Annotated in this window: 5 protein-coding genes, 1 tRNA gene and 2 pseudogenes; 2 read left to right on the forward strand and 6 right to left on the reverse strand. The window is 32.7% G+C overall.

Annotation, left to right across the window (positions count from 1 at the left end):
* The 5 genes and pseudogenes from E7Z79_RS07265 to E7Z79_RS07285 form a co-directional block, all read right to left on the reverse strand.
* Nucleotides 1-9,217: amino acid adenylation domain-containing protein (locus E7Z79_RS07265; RefSeq protein WP_369693440.1), on the reverse strand; the 9,217-nt coding region annotated here is incomplete at its 3' end.
* Nucleotides 9,200-11,214, reverse strand: a pseudogene (locus E7Z79_RS09730) (amino acid adenylation domain-containing protein); the annotation flags it as partial. The gene E7Z79_RS07265 and the pseudogene E7Z79_RS09730, both read right to left, overlap by 18 nt.
* Nucleotides 11,215-11,603: 389 nt before the next feature.
* Nucleotides 11,604-12,572: an alpha/beta hydrolase gene (locus tag E7Z79_RS07275; RefSeq protein ID WP_303739299.1), complete on the reverse strand. Its 969-nt coding sequence runs from the start codon at nucleotides 12,570-12,572 to the stop codon at nucleotides 11,604-11,606.
* Nucleotides 12,573-12,610: 38 nt separating this feature from the next.
* Complete coding sequence (locus tag E7Z79_RS07280; RefSeq protein WP_303739300.1) at nucleotides 12,611-13,048, reverse strand: cyclophilin-like fold protein; 438 nt, start codon at nucleotides 13,046-13,048, stop codon at nucleotides 12,611-12,613.
* Between the two features lie 15 nt (nucleotides 13,049-13,063).
* Complete coding sequence (locus E7Z79_RS07285; RefSeq protein WP_303739301.1) at nucleotides 13,064-13,453, reverse strand: helix-turn-helix domain-containing protein; 390 nt, start codon at nucleotides 13,451-13,453, stop codon at nucleotides 13,064-13,066.
* Nucleotides 13,454-13,607: 154 nt separating this feature from the next.
* Between E7Z79_RS07285 and E7Z79_RS07290 the strand changes: the two genes are divergently transcribed.
* Together E7Z79_RS07290 and E7Z79_RS07295 are read left to right on the forward strand one after the other, a co-directional pair.
* Nucleotides 13,608-13,681: transfer RNA gene (locus E7Z79_RS07290), tRNA-Lys, on the forward strand.
* Nucleotides 13,682-13,836: 155 nt separating this feature from the next.
* Complete coding sequence (locus E7Z79_RS07295) at nucleotides 13,837-14,244, forward strand: hypothetical protein (protein WP_303739302.1); 408 nt, start codon at nucleotides 13,837-13,839, stop codon at nucleotides 14,242-14,244.
* Between the two features lie 353 nt (nucleotides 14,245-14,597).
* Here E7Z79_RS07295 and E7Z79_RS07300 read toward each other — a convergent pair.
* A pseudogene (locus E7Z79_RS07300) lies at nucleotides 14,598-14,791 on the reverse strand (ATPase); the annotation flags it as partial.

Raw genomic sequence — 14,791 nt, forward strand, 5'->3', positions numbered from 1 at the left:
CTCCAATTTCAAAGAAATTATCCTCTGCACCAACAGTTTCTAAATTCAATATGGATGAAAACATAGCACAAATTTCATGTTCAAGTCTTGTTTTTGGTGCCACATAATTCAAATCCAATTTTGGTTCCGGAAGTTTTTTAGTATCCGTTTTTCCGTTTGGTGTTTGAGGCATTTCATCAAGCTGCATGAACACGGTCGGAATCATATAATTAGTGAGACGATCTTTTAAAAACTCTTTTAGGTCATCACGGTCAATTTCGCTATTTGCAGTGTAATATGCACATAAATGGTCAACATTGTTAATCTCTTTGATTACAACAACAGCCTGCCTTATATCTGGATATTGACCAATATTGGTTTCAATCTCACCTATTTCGATTCTTAATCCTCTTAATTTGATTTGGTTGTCGATTCTTCCTTTAATGTCGATTTCACCATTTGGAAGTTCAATAGCATAATCTCCACTTCTGTAATATGGAATGCCATTGATAGTTAAGAATGATTCCTTGGTTTTTTCAGGCATGTTGTAGTATCCTTTTCCAACACTCATACCCCCAATGTACAATTCACCCATTACACCATTAGGGACCAATTTCCCATCAATGTCACGAACATCAGTGACATAATTGGTTAAAGGAGGACCCACAGTCAAATTGTTTATATCAGTGACCGCTTTGTTGTTTGAGGTGATTGTTGTTTCTGTCGGACCGTAACTGTTATAAATAACTGCATCGCTGTATTTTCTTAAATTTTCATAAACTTTTGCTGAAAATTGCTCTCCACCAAGGAAAATACATTTTAAACAAGAAATCACATTACAGAATTCCTTTAATTCAAGATATGATCCTATTCTTGAAGGAGTGATTTCTAAAACTTCCGGCTTATTTTCATCAATCAGTTTAATAAGCTCTGGAACGTTTCTGATTTGAATATCATCGGCAAGTATCAATTTCAATCCATTTGAAAGGGATGTCAGTATGTCATCAACAGACACGTCAAAAGAGATAGTTGTGATACAAAGCAAACTATCATAAGTGGATTTAGGGTTTTGAGCCTGATTGCAGATGTTTTTATGAGTAATCATTACACCTTTAGGATTACCTGTGGACCCGGAAGTATAAATCATATATGCCAAATCATCAGGAAGAACATCCACATTCGGATTGACAGTGTTTTCCTCTTCAAGAAGTTCATTGACACTTATTGAATTTTCAGAAGTCTCATAGCTTATGATATAATCCGCCTGACTGTTTTCATAAATGTAGTTGATTCTTTCCTGAGGGTATTCCGGATCAATAGGAACATATGCGCAGCCTGCTTTCAGAACACCTAAAATGGAAGCAATCAAATTACTGTCCCTTTTAAGCATTATAAGGACATTGCTTTTTGGCTTTACACCTCGCCTGATTAATGCATTTGCAATCCTATTACTTTTCTCATTCAACTCGCCATAAGTTAAAGTGGCATCACTTGCAACCAATGCCACATTATTTGCTTTTTCAACAACCTGTTTTTCAAAGCGTTTATGTAAAATCGGAGTGTCAATCTCTTTAAATTCTGGAATTTCGCCTTCCATCAATTCGATATCACTTATTTTTAGCTTGTCCATATCGTGTACAAAGAATTGGAATAAGACATATTTAATTGAATGCAGGAACAGATTAACATACTCTTCAGTATAGATTTGGTCATTATACTCCAAATACAAAGTAATAAGTTCCCCATCATCATAAATGTCCATGTTTATTTTGTAGTCAGTTGAAACAGTACCATCAAGGTCCATTGCTTCATAAGACCTACCATTAAGTTCAATACCATTATTTAAGGATTCGTGAAACGCATAGAAGAATTCAGGTTTTAATTGATACTCTTCTGAAAGTTTTGTGTATGGGTAATCGCTATGAATTAATGCATCTTTCCATGCTTTATCAACAATTTTTATGTAATCTTCAACCATCATGTCACGATTTTCACCGTTTACAATAACCGGCAATGTCTTAACAAGCATTCCCTGAGTATTGGAGAAATTGGAGTTTGCCCTACCGTTGAAGATTGTTGTGATTAATGACTTACCACTAAATGTAAACTTATTAAGGCTTAAAAGTGTAGCTGCCATAAATAAAACGTTTGAACTTATTGAGTGGTCTTTACAGAAGTGCCTGACAAAAGTAGAGCTCATTTGATCTGAAACAAGTTTAATATTCCCAATATCCGGATTACCATTCATATTTGGGGTTAAAACTGTTGATTCAATGTCTTGGCTAAATTGTTTTTTGAAGAATTTCTTAGAAACTTCACTGACAGAAGTTTTCTCTTCAATCAGACTGTATTCAAATCCGTTAATTTTTTCAGCTTCGATTTCTTCATTGTTATATGCTTTGGTTAAATCATTGAAGAAAATACCTTGAGATTCCCCATCAGTAATAATATGATGGAAATCAGCAAACAATATTGTTTCTGTTGGTGTTTTATAGATTTTAAATCTGAATAATTGATTGTTGTCTAATGGAATCGGTTTTATGTCTCTTTCCATCATTTCTTCGTTACTAATGGAATCTATTTCGACGATTTCTATTTCTTCAATTTCAGCATGGTCACATCTTTTTTGCAATATTTTTCCATCATTCATATTAATAATTCTTGTTTTGAGATATGGATGTGCATCAACAGTTTTAATAATCGCATCCTTAAGTTTATCAGGGTCAATACTGCTGTCAAACCTTATTGCGGAAGGCATGGTGTATTTGATTTTTTCAGTCTGCATACACTCGTAGTAAATTCCCATTTGGTTTGAAGTCAATGGGAAATATTCCATATCTTTTGCAGTTTCAATAATTTCATCAACATCTATTTCAGATCCTATATTGTTGTCAATTCTATCTGCAAGAGACCTTATTGTCGGATTTGTGAACAATGATGTTACGTCAATATTCACATTCATTTCATTGAAAATCATTGAGTTTAATTTCATTAAAGTTAAAGAAGAGAAACCCAATTGATATAAATCATCAGTTGTACCGAATTTAGTTGTATTGGCAATGGATGCAACAAGTTCAACTAATTTTTCTTCTGTTTCGTTTTCAGCTTCAACATAATCAAGATTTAATTTTGGTTTTGGAAGTCTTTTAATATCTGTTTTACCATTTGGAGACATTGGCATCTCATCAAGCTGCATAAATGCAGTTGGAACCATATATTCAGTTAATTTATTTGCCAAATACCTCTTCAAGAGATTTATATCTATTTCTTCATCAGCTGTGAAATAAGCGCATAAATGTTCATTATTATTAATCTCATTAATTACAACAACACAATGCTTAATATTTGGGAATCTAGAAATATTCGATTCAATTTCACCAATTTCAATTCTTAATCCTCTCAATTTAATTTGATTATCAATTCTTCCTTCAATAGTAAACTCACCATTTGGCAATCTGATTGCATAATCGCCAGTCTTATAATATGGAGTGTCATTAATAGTTAGGAATACTTCTTTAGTTTTATCATCTAAATTATAATATCCTTTTCCAACACAAGGTCCACCAATATATAGTTCACCCATCACCCCATCGGGCACCAGTTTTCCATCAATATCCCTTACATCCATGATGTAATTATAACTTGCTTTTCCTATTGTAACCTTTTCAGAGGAAATAACATCTTTAAAACTTGAGATAATTGTTGTTTCAGTAGGCCCATAAGAATTATAAACAACAGTATCACAACAAGATTTAATTTTAGAAACGAATTCCTCAGACATCATTTCTCCACCAAGATACATTGACTTGAGGTTATTTAATTCATCTCTAAACTCTGAATATTCCATAAACTGATTAATTCTTGATGGAGTTCCGCTAGACAACAAATCAGGTTTTTCTCTTTTAATCAAGTCAGTTAATTCTTTTATATCTTTAATTGTAGTATCATCAGCCAATACCATTTTTAAACCAAATGTCAGAACCATTAAATCCATCATGAATGGATCGAATGAAACTGAAGTGATTGAAAGAGATTTTTTAAGATGGGATACATTTTGATATAAATAATTTTCATCACTTTTTGCATATAGGCTTGCAACATTTTTATGGGCAATCATTACTCCTTTCGGTTTTCCAGTTGATCCTGATGTATAAATCATATAAATTAAATCTTCAGGAGAAGTTTTGATATTAGGTCTTTCGATATCCTCTCCTTTTAATAAATCACCAATTCCAATAACATTTCCTTTGGTTTCACTTGCAATAATGTAATCTGCTTGACTATTATCATAAATATAATCAACACGGTCTTGAGGATATGCCAAATCTATTGGAATATATGCACTACCCGTCTTCAATACCCCAAATATTGATGAAATAAGATTACTGTCCCTTGGAAGCATGATTAAAATTCTGCTTTTTGGTTTGACTCCTATTTTAATCAAAGAATTAGCAATACGATTTGCTTTTTCATCCAATTCTTTGTAAGTTAATATCTCATCACTTGCAACCAGTGCAATATCATCTGGAGTTTTATCAACTTGTTTTTCAAAGCGTTCATGAATAATTAAATCATCAACATCATCAAATAATGGCGCTTCATTTTCGGATATTAATGCAACATCCTGTATTTTATAATTATCCACATCATTTTCAAGAAATTGGACTAAAATGTTTTTCAGGGATTCTAGGAACAATATAACATAATCTTCACTGTACAGTTGATCATTATATTCCATGATAAAATTAAACTTATCCCCCTCATCATAAATGGCCAAACTGATTTTAGATTCAACTGTGACCATATCAACCCCAGGTAACTCCTGTGGGACGTATTCTTTATTGTTTATTATCATTTCATCTGATTCCAAGAATTCATGATAAGTATAGAAGAATTCAGGTTTTAATTGATATTCTTCAGCAATTTTAATATATGGATAAGCACTATTTCTCAAGGTTTCCTTCCAAGTTTGATCAATGGATTTAATGAAATCTCTGACTGACGAATGCCTGTTTTCATTATTGATTATAAACGGAACGGTTTTTACCAAAAATCCTTGAGTATTGAAATAACTTGGACTTGACCTTCCATTAAATATTGTAGTAATCAATGACTTATCACTAAATGTGAATTTATTTAGATTTAATACTATGCTTGCCATGAACATTGCGTTTTTACTTATAGAATTGTCATTACAAAACTCATTAATTAATTCCGAATCAATAGTATCAGAAACACGTTTTATTTTACCTTCATCAGGATTTCCACTAAGATTAGGGGTTAGAACTGTAGATTCTATTCCTTGAGTCAATTTATCATCGAAAAATGCCTTTGCAGAATGATATGCATCACTATTTTCGGCATCTTTTTCAAGAATACTGTAGGTATAACCATCGATTATTTCATTAGATATGTCTTTATTTTCATAGATGTCAGCTATATCTCTAAATAAATTGTTTTGCGATACACCATCAGTAATTATATGATGGAAATCTGTGAATAAGACAACTTCATCAGGGGTTTCATATATTTTGAATCTGAACAATTGGCTATCCTCTATATGGATTGGACCAACATCATTTTTAACAATGTCTTCATCGCTGATGCTATCGACTTTAACAATTTCAATATCGTCGATTGCTACATCATCACATCTTTTCTGTTTTAACTCACCATCATGATTTACAATTCTTGTTTTAAGATATGGATGTGCTTCAATAGTATCAATAACTGCTTGTTTAAGTTTATTTGCATCAACATCACTGCCAAATCTTACTGTTGTAGGCATTGTATACTTAATCACGTCCGGATTTTGCTTACATTCATAGTAAACACCCAATTGATTTTCTGTCAATGGATAATACTCCATGCCTTTAGCTGATTCAATAATCTCTTGAAGGCCAGACTCTTTTTCTGATGAATTATCAATTTCTATTGCAAAGTTTTTAACTGTTGGCTCATTGAATAATATGGAAATGTCTAAATTCGCGCCCATTTGCTCATAGATTATGGAATTTAATTTCATTAATGACAATGAAGTAAATCCTATAGCGTATAAGTCATCTGTTACACCAAATTCATCAACATCTGCAATAGATGAAACGATTTCATATAATTGTTCTTCCGTTTCAGTTTCAGGCATCACCAAAGCCAATTTAAGTTGAGGTTCAGGCAGCTGTTTCAGGTCTGTCTTGCCGTTTGGCGTTTGAGGCATCTCATCAAGCTGCATGAACACTGTCGGAACCATATAACGGGTAAGACGGTCTTTTAAAAACTCTTTTAAATCATCACTGTCAATTTTCTCATCTGCAGTATAATAAGCACATAAATGGTCATTGTTGTTGATTTCCTTAATTACAACTATTGCTTGTTTGATATTTGGATATTGTCCTATATTTGATTCTATTTCACCAATTTCGATTCTTAATCCTCTTAGTTTAATCTGATTGTCAATTCTTCCTTTAATGTCGATTTCACCATTCGGAAGTTCGATAGCATAGTCCCCGCTTCTGTAATATGGAATGTCATCGATGGTCAGGAACACCTCTTCAGTTTTTTCAGGCATGTTATAGTATCCTTTACCTACACCAGTACCACCAATATATAATTCACCCATTACGCCATTAGGAAGCAATTTACCATCAATGTCACGAACATCAGTTACATAATTGGCTAAAGGATGACCCACAGTCAAGTCATGTACATCAGTTACCTCTTTGTTGTTTGATGTGATTGTTGTTTCTGTTGGACCGTAACTGTTATAGACAACTGCATCACTGTATTTTCTTAAATCCTCATAAACTTTTGCTGAAAATTTCTCTCCCCCAATGAAAATACACTTTAAGCATGATATAACATTGCAGAATTCTTTTACCTCAAGATAAGAAGCAAGTCTTGAAGGAGTACTATCTAAAATTTCAGGTTTGTTTTCATCAATTAACTTGATTAAAGCAGGGATATTTTTGATTTGAACATCATCAGCAAGTATCAGTTTCAATCCATTTGAAAGAGATGTCAATATATCATCAACAGACACATCAAAAGAGATAGTTGTAATACAAAGCAAGCTATTATAAGTGGATTTAGGATTTGAAACCTGATTACAGATGTTCTCATGACCAATCATCACACCTTTAGGATTACCAGTTGAACCTGAAGTGTAAATCATATAAGCCAAATCATCAGGGCCAACATCAACGTTAGGATTTTCTGAATTGCCCTCTTTAAGCAGTTCTTCAATGTCTAGAGATTTTTCTCCGGATTCATTAGCAATAATATAATCCGCCTGACTGTTTTCATAAATATAATTTATTCTTTCCTCAGGGTATTCAGGGTCAATCGGAATGAATGCACAGCCCGCTTTAAGAATGCCTAAAATAGAAGCAATCAAATTACTGTCCCTTGAAAGCATTACCAAAACATTGCTTTTCGGCTGAACTCCTCTTTTAATCAAAGCATTTGCAATAACATTTGCCTTCTCATCCAACTGCTTGTAAGTCAATGTGGCATCAGTTGCAACAAGAGCAGTTTCATCACCTTTGTCGACAACTTGTTTTTCAAAGCGTTTATGTAAAATCGGCATATCAACATGTGTGAATATAGGTGTCTCTTTACTTTCAGCTAATTCTATTTCACCAATGGTTAATTTTTCAATATCTGCCTCAATTAATTGATTTATGATATCTATCATACAATTTAAGAATGTGTCAATGTAATCTGAACTATATAATTGATCATTGTACTGAAGGAATAATTCAATATTATCCCAAGTTTCATTAACATCTAAGGATATTTTATAGTTGACTTCGAGTGAATCCAAATATTTAACCCTATAAGTTTTGCCATCAATCTCAATATTTTCAGCGTCAAGATTATTGTATGCATAGAAAAACTCTGGTTTCAATCCAAACTCTTCAGAAATCCTAGTATAAGGATAATCAGAATGGCTAATGGTTTCCATCCAGATATCATTGACAGAATTTAAATATTCTTTAAATGATAATGTCCTATCATCATTGATTGAAACAATTGGAAGCGTTTTAACCAGAAATGCCTGTGTGTTGATGTAGGATGAGTCTGACCTTCCGTTGAAAATAGTTGTAATCAATGTTTTGTCATTGAACGTATACTTATTCAAGTTCAGCATGGTCACTGCCATGAATAAAACATTAGGGGTTATCCGGTTTTCACTGCAAAACCTATTAACCAGTTCGGGGTCGATATTTTTGGAAATTGATTTTAAAATTCCCTCTTCAAAATTACCATTCAAATTAGGAGTCAATACAGTTGAATCAACTTCATGAGTTAATTTATCCCGGAAGAATTCCCTGGACAATTCATATTTTTCACTGTTTTCGTTTTCACTTTCAATTATACTGTTAATGTAACCATTGATTGTTTCCTTTTCAATTTCAATTCCCTGATAGGCATTGGAAATGTTTGTGAACAGCTTGTCTAATGATTCACCATCGGAAATGATATGGTGGACATCTGAGAATAAAATTGTTTCACTAGGAGCTTTATAGATTTTAAATCTGAATAACTGGTCATTATGCAAATCAAATAGTTTTAAATTTTCTTTTTCGATTTCTTCATCGGAAATATCATCAACATTAACAATTGGAATATCATCAATATCTATTGAATCATCACGTTTCAGCATCACCTTACCCTCTTGTGCAACAATTCTGGTTTTAAGATAAGGATATGCTTCAATTGTCTTAATGATTGCGTCATGCAATCTGTCTGCATCAATTTCACTGCCGAATCTTATGACTGACGGAAGATTATACTGTGCAACATCACCGCTTTGAATGCACTCATAATAGATTCCCATTTGATTTTCTGTCAATGGGTAATAAACCATGTCTTTGGATGATTCTATTACACTATTCAAATCAAGAATATCATTGTTTTCTATTTCATTTGCAATATTTTTAATTGTAGGATCATTCAATAACGAAATAATATCTAAATTAACACCCATTTCCTCATAAATCCTTGCATTTAATTTCATCAGTGCCAATGAAGTAAATCCAACAGCATACAAATCATCAGTAGTACCGAATTCCTTTGTTTTGCTGATTGATGAAGCAATTTCATGCAACATCATTTCGGTTTCAGTTTCCGGTAGTGTAAATGACAATTTAAGTTGAGGTTCAGGCAGCTGTTTCAGGTCTGTCTTGCCGTTTGGTGTTTGAGGCATTTCATCAAGCTGCATGAACACTGTAGGAACCATATAACGAGTAAGACGATTTTTTAAAAACTCTTTTAAATCATCACTGTCAATCTCTTCATCAGCAGTGTAATATGCGCATAAATGTTCATTATCATTAATCTCTTTAATTACAACAACAGCTTGCCTTATACCCGGATATTTACCAATATTGGTTTCAATCTCACCAATTTCAATTCTTAACCCTCTTAATTTAATCTGGTTGTCTATTCTTCCTTTAATGTCAATTTCGCCATTCGGAAGTTCAATAGCATAGTCCCCACTTCTGTAATATGGAATGTCATTGATGGTCAGGAACACTTCTTCGGTTTTTTCAGGCATATTGTAGTATCCTTTACCTACACCAGTACCTCCAATGTACAATTCGCCCATTACGCCATTAGGAACCAATTTTCCATCAATGTCACGAACATCAGTAACATAATTAGTATGAGGAATCCCTACAGTCAAATCGTTTATGTCTGTGACCTCTTTGTTGTTTGAGGTGATTGTTGTTTCTGTTGGGCCGTAACTGTTATAGACAACAGCATCACTGTATTTTCTTAAATCTTCAAAAACTTTTGCTGAAAATTGCTCACCACCCATGAAAATACAATTGAAGCAGGACATAACCTTGCAGAATTCTTTTACCTCCAGATAAGAAGCAAGCCTTGAAGGAGTAATTTCTAAAACTTCAGGTTTATTTACATCAATCAATTTAATAAGCTCAGGAACATTTTTAATTTGAACATCATCAGCAAATATTAATTTCAATCCATTTGAAAGAGATGTCAATATGTCATCAACAGACACGTCAAAAGAGATAGTTGTAATACAAAGCAAACTGTCATAAGTGGATTTAGGATTTGAAACCTGATTACAGATGTTTTCATGGCTAATCATTACACCTTTAGGATTGCCTGTGGATCCTGAAGTGTAAATCATATATGCCAAATCATCAGAATCAACATTAACGTCAGGATTTTTCGTATTGCCATCTTTAAGCAGCTCTTCAATGTTTAAGGATTTTTCTCCGGATTCATTGGCAATAATATAGTCTGCCTGACTGTTTTCATAAATATAATTAATTCTCTCCTGAGGATATTCCGGATCAATCGGAATGAATGCACAGCCGCTTTAATGATACCCAAAATGGAAGCAATCAAATTGCTGTCCCTTGAAAGCATTACCAGAACATTGCTTTTCGGCTTGACTCCTCTTTTAATCAAAGCATTTGCAATAACATTTGCTTTTTCATCCAATTGCCTGTAAGTCAATGTGGCATCACTTGCAACAAGAGCAATCTCATCTCCTTTCTCAGCTACCTGCTTTTCAAAGCGCTTGTGAAGCAAAGGCATTTCAACTTCACTGAAGATGACATTTTCATTTTCACCGACAAGAGCAATATCACAGATATTTGTTTTATCTATATCTGCATGGACTATTTCTTCAACGATTTTTTCAAGGCTTGATAGGAATAAATCAATGAATTCATTTGTATACAATTCATTATTGTAAAATAAGGACAATAAAAAGGTCTCATCATTTTCAACAATGCTTAAATAATTGGAATATTCAACATCTGACTTTAAATCTTCATCAAAAGCATAATAGAATTCAGGTTTTAAAGGAAAATCCCCACTATCATAATATTCGTCAAACGCCAAGGCAGCATTATAATCCTCATGAATTTTTTCTAAAAATGACCTGACGGATATCTGCCTGTTTTCAAATTTGGCGGCAAATGGAACATTATTTTGATTGAACATTAATGTTTCATCCGAATAATTAAATTTGTTGAGTGTTAAAGTTAAACCCGCCAGTAATAAAGAATTAATTGAAATTGAATTGGATTCAGCGAATTCAATTAGATTTTCTTTTTTAATTTCGCATTCTGATTTTTCAATTATGCCTTTTTCTTTTTCACCAATGCTGTTTGGTGAAATCAAGGTTGCTTCATCAAAATTCATCCACAGTTTTGATGAATATTGTTTAAAAGAATCTTTTGCATTATAACTCATTGATATCAACCTGAAAATTATTTATTATAATAATATCTGTTTTCCATATTTTATAAATAATTTTTTCAAAATCAATACGGCTCTTTCAAAAACTTGTGTGATTTTTTCATTTTTATGTTCCAATGATTTAATTTTAGCATGAATCTGCTTGAATTCCTTGTTCTATTTTCATTGTTCTTTTTATATGTTTTGGAAATATTTTTTGGAAGATATTTCCTATTTTATTGCTTTAAATTAAAAAAAAGAAAAAATAGAATAAAAAAATTCGAGACTCAAAAACTAGTGAAAATTCAAATCACACAACTTTTTGAAATTGACATAATACAAGTTTAATTGTGAAAAATTGTTTTCGAAATAAAAAAAAAAGAATAGTTACTATTTAAAGTAACTTACAAGTTTTCATTGAAAAATTCTGCAATCTTTTCAAATGGTATTACATCAGTTTTATAGTACAAATCAGTGTGAACTGCATCCGGGATAATCATTAACTCCTTATTTTCCCCAGTCAATTTTGCAAATTCATCTTCTGAGAAATATCTGGAATGTGCATTTTCCCCATGAATCATTAAAATCGGTGTTCTGATTTCATCAGAATATGCTATAATCGGCTGAGATATAAATGACATGCATCCTATTACATTCCATCCATCATTTGAACCTGGAGATCTTGGATGATATCCCAACGGTTCAATATAAAAGTCATGATAATCCTTTACAAATTGCGGCAAGTCATCTGTTACCTCTTTAATGACTCCTCCGGCTTTTGCATATTCGCCGTTTTTAAAGTCTTCAGTTCTTTGATTGTTTAGGGCAACTTTCATTTCATATCTTGCATCAGCATTATCATCCGCATCATAATATCCCTTTGCAGTAATGCGAGTCATATTATACATTGTTGAGGTGACTGTTGCTTTGATACGGGTATCAAGAGATGCAGCATTTAGCGCCATTCCTCCCCATCCGCAGATTCCACAAATTCCGACCCTGTCTCCGTCAACATCATCTGATGTGACAAGATAGTCAACTGCAGCCTGGAAATCTTCAGTATTGATGTCGGGGGATGCCATGTCACGAGGCTCACCTGAACTTTCACCGGTAAATGAAGGGTCAAAAGCTATTGTCAAAAATCCCATTTCAGCCAATGTTTGAGCATAAAGACCTGAAACCTGTTCTTTAACAGCACCGAATGGTCCTGCACATGCAATAGCAGGTAATTTATCTTTAGAATCTTTTGGTTTGTACAAATCAGCAACCAAAGTGATTCCATACCTATTTTTGAATGTTACCTTTTCATGAGTTACCTTTTTGCTTTTGGGAAAAACCTTATCCCATTCTTTTGTTATCTCAATATTTTCCATAATAACCACATTTTTATATTTTTTAATGAAATTTATAATTATTTTAAACTGAACTCCAATGTAACATCACCAGATCCCAAAACTTCCTTTAGCTTATTGGAATCAAAATTATCTATTTTACCCAGTTTTGTATAGCTCCATGAATGGGAACCGTAAAACAAGGATATTTTGTCACCTTGATATAATACAATATCGCCGGAATTGGTCTCGACATTTTCATCATTTGTTGGAAGTGAAAAACCCAATTCACCTACTTTTTCAAAACCACCATACTCAGATGCATTAACAGTGACGTTTCCTTTTTTCAATTCTTTAATCAATTCCTGTGTGGCAGAATTGTTTTCCAATTTAACATCAAATACCTCATCATTGATTTTCACTTTAACCAAATCATCCATACTGTCATCCCCGCTAACCGCAGTGCAGGCAACTAAACCCAATATAATTATTAAACCAGACTTTTTAATAAAAGACATTCTATCACCTCAAAATTATAAATTAAGAATATCAATATAAGTTTCTTTAATGAACATAATCTCTTCATTTGTGTAAAAATCTCCATCATGAGTATCCAAAGCAAAAATAATCAATTCATATAATATTTTATTTAGTTTCATTCCTTTTGAAGTTAAGAAATATTCCGTTTCATGATTATTAATCTTTTTTTCAATTAAATTGTTGTTTTCCATTGATTTAAGGCATCTTGAAAGAGATTTATTGTCTAGATTTGGACGATTTTCCTGGAATTGTGTAAAACGCTTTTTTCCCAAAAACAAATCCTTCAAAATGTAAAATGTCCATTTATTGCTTATGGATTTAATTGCACTGCCCACAATATTTCTTTCAAATTGATTTCCATACAATTTCTCTTCAAGAGCCATGAAAAATTATTTGTTCATTAATATTTTAATAGTTTTAGTGGCAAAAATGCCACAACATATAGTAGATAGATAAATGAATTACCTGCACAAAACAAAAACAGTTAAATAGGGTTAAATTGTAAAATATTATTATCATTTTTATGAATTTTCAATGGGGCCCGTAGCTCAGTCTGGCAGAGCACTTGGCTCTTAACCTTGTTGTCGCGGGTTCAATTCCCGTCGGGCCCATTTCATTACTTTTTTATAATGGTTTATACGGCAAAAAATGATTTAATATTTCTGAGAGCATTTGAAAACTAATATCTTCAGATGCTTTTTTGTGAAATTCATCCGACCTTAAGAGGTCTGTGTATTCTTTCACTATTAATATTAAAAGGGGTATTATGAGAAACATTATAGTTGTTGAGTGCATATCAACCGGAAAAAATTTTATAGGCGACATAATCAACAGAGGTTATAATCCTGTTGTGTTGGATTTAAAAAATGTAGATACCGAAGACGGAAAGGAATTTGGAAAACATGTCAAAGAGGAATATGAGTTGATTCCTTATGAATTTGACATGATTTATGAAAAGGACACATTTGAGGAAACTCTTGAAGAAGTGCGGAAGTTCGATCCTCTTTTGATTGTTCCCGGTAATGAACGTGGAGTTGTTTTAGCAGCAAAACTGACACATGAATTAGGTCTTTTGGGCAATTCAATCGAAAACCTTGATGCGATGACATTAAAAAATGAAATGCACAACAGGTTGGCTGAAAGGGGGCTTCGTTCAATAAAAATAACAGATTAATCTAGTTTGATTATCAATATAACTCGGTTAATTGACTTCCTTTACAACATCACCCCTCACCAATCAAAAGTGGGGAATCAGGATTATGCAACTTCTGGTTCTTTTTAACCGGCTTCATGTTACTGTTGGCATAATACACTTCAAATTATCTACTACTTTTTCGATTTTTGTTTGATAGAATGCGAACAAATAATGCTCGAAAAGTAGGTGAATTATCTACTACTTTTAATAAAAACAAGTATTATCTATCTTCAAAATAATTATTTAAAAACCAAAAGGAGTTTATCAACTCAGAGTTGATAAACTCCCTAAAAAAGGACATACTTCCTAAAAAGAGTATGGTTTCCAGGATGTTAAATCACTTCATTATCCCTTAAAAAATCAATTAAATTCAAATGAATGATTCCCTCATGAGACATGTCCACATCATCCATGGTTATTACGTATTTTGGATAATTATCTTGAATACTCTTTAATGGTTTAAATTCTCTTTCAACAGTTTCTTCACTTGCCAATAAATAAGAAACTTGAATGTAAATGAGTTTGT

This window comes from Methanobrevibacter thaueri, assembly GCF_015062905.1.
GTDB lineage: Archaea > Methanobacteriota > Methanobacteria > Methanobacteriales > Methanobacteriaceae > Methanocatella > Methanocatella thaueri_A.